We start from the raw sequence: 1816 nt of genomic DNA on the forward strand, positions 1-1816 counted from the left end.
TGCCTGGTCAGCGGAAAGCCGCGGCTGGGAGCAGTTCGCGATCGCGCGTTTCGCCCGCCTCTATCCCGGCTTCGCGCTGTGCATGACGATCAGCTTCGCGGCTGTCGTCTCTTTCGGCGCGCCGCTGTTTTCGACCTCCTTGGCGCAGTATGCAGCAAATCTGTCGATGGTGGCGCCGGTCTTCGGCCAGCCTTTCATGGACGGCGTCTACTGGTCGATCTTCCTGGAGCTGATCTTCTACGGCTGGGTGACGCTCGCCATGGCGACCGGGGCTTTCCGGAACCGAAAGCTGCAGCTGATCTTCGCCTGGCTGGCGATCTCCACGTTGAACGAGGTCTTCATCGGCAGCCGCGCGATCAGGCTCCTGTTTCTCACCGAGTTCGGCCCACTCTTCGCCGCCGGCCTGCTGGTCCACCACCTTCACGCGCATGGCCGTTCAAGGCCCGCCTTGCTGCTCCTCGCGGCTGCGTTCCTGATCTCCAGTTGCACCATCACCGTGACCCAGCAGTGGATGCTGGAGGCCTATGGCGCCGCCGTCCCGACCGCCAATCTGGTGGCCGCCAATGTCGTCATGCATGGCGCGTTGATTGCCGCTGTCTTGCTGCACGGCCATATCAGCTCGTCCTCGCTGACATTGGCGCTCGGCGGCCTGACCTATCCGCTCTACCTCCTGCACCAGAACGTCGGCTATCTCGTCATCAACGCTGCCACACCGCTGGCCGGCGGATGGGTGGCCGCCTTTGCCTGCGTGGCGCTCATGCTCTTTGTCTCCTCGGCGATCTGGCACTATTTCGAGCGGCCGGCGCAGCGCATGCTCCGGATCCGGCTTGGGCGGGCGGTCGAGGCCGGGCGATTGAGATTGCGCCGCACCACCGCCCAGCCGGCCGAATGAAAAAGGGCGCCAAGCGGCGCCCTTTTGTCTTATATTCCAATCGCTTACTGCGGCAGCTTGTCGTCGACGCCCTTGACGTAGAAATTCATGCCGAGCAGCGTGCCGTCGTCTGCGACCTCGCCGTCCTTCAGCCACGGCGAGCCGTCCTGCTTGGCGATCGGCCCGGTGAAGGGGTTCCAGCCATCGGCGATCTTCTTGGTGGTGGCCTCGGCCATCGCCTTGACGTCGTCGGGCATGTTGGTGAACGGCGCCAGCTTGACGGCGCCGTCCTTGATGCCGAGCCAGACATTGTCCGGCTTCCAGGTGCCGTCGATGGCGGCCTGGACGCGGCTGATGTAGTACGGGCCCCATTCGTCCGTCAGCGAGGTGAGCTGCGCTTTCGGCGCGAACTTGATCATGTCCGAGGACTGGCCGAAGCCGTGCAGTTTGCGCTCTTCCGCCACCTGCAGGGCTGCGGTGGAATCGGTGTGCTGGACGACGATGTCGGCGCCCTGGTCGAAAAGCGCCTTGGCGGCGTCGGCTTCCTTGCCCGGATCGAACCAGGAGTTCACCCAGACGATCTTGGCTTTGAAGTTCGGGTTGATCGACTGCGCGCCGAGCATGAAGGAGTTGATGCCCATCACCACTTCGGGGATCGGGAAGGAGACGATGTAACCGGCGACGCCGGCCTTCGATTCCTTGGCGGCGATCTGGCCGAGCACGTAGCGGCCTTCATAGAAGCGCGCATTGTAGATGCCGAGGTTGTCGCCGGTTTTGTAGCCGGTGGCGTGCTCGAACATCACCTTCGGGAACTTCTTGGCCACCTTCACCTCGGCATCCATGAAGCCGAAGGAGGTGCCGAAGATCAGCTTGCAGCCTTCACGCGCCAGGCGCTCGAAGGCGCGGTCGGCGTCGGGGCCTTCCGAGACGTTTTCGAGATAGGCG

Annotated in this window: 2 protein-coding genes; one reads left to right on the forward strand and one right to left on the reverse strand. The window is 63.8% G+C overall.

The annotated features are described in order from the left end of the window. On the forward strand, positions 1-892 hold an 892-nt coding region (locus EN780_RS33290; protein ID WP_133372845.1), incomplete at its 5' end, for an acyltransferase. Positions 893-936: 44 nt separating this feature from the next. Here EN780_RS33290 and EN780_RS33295 read toward each other — a convergent pair. After that, positions 937-1816 (reverse strand): BMP family ABC transporter substrate-binding protein (locus EN780_RS33295; RefSeq protein ID WP_133372846.1); only part of this gene is annotated, 880 nt, incomplete at its 5' end.

Source organism: Mesorhizobium sp. M4B.F.Ca.ET.089.01.1.1 (genome assembly GCF_004022605.1).
Taxonomy (GTDB): domain Bacteria; phylum Pseudomonadota; class Alphaproteobacteria; order Rhizobiales; family Rhizobiaceae; genus Mesorhizobium; species Mesorhizobium abyssinicae.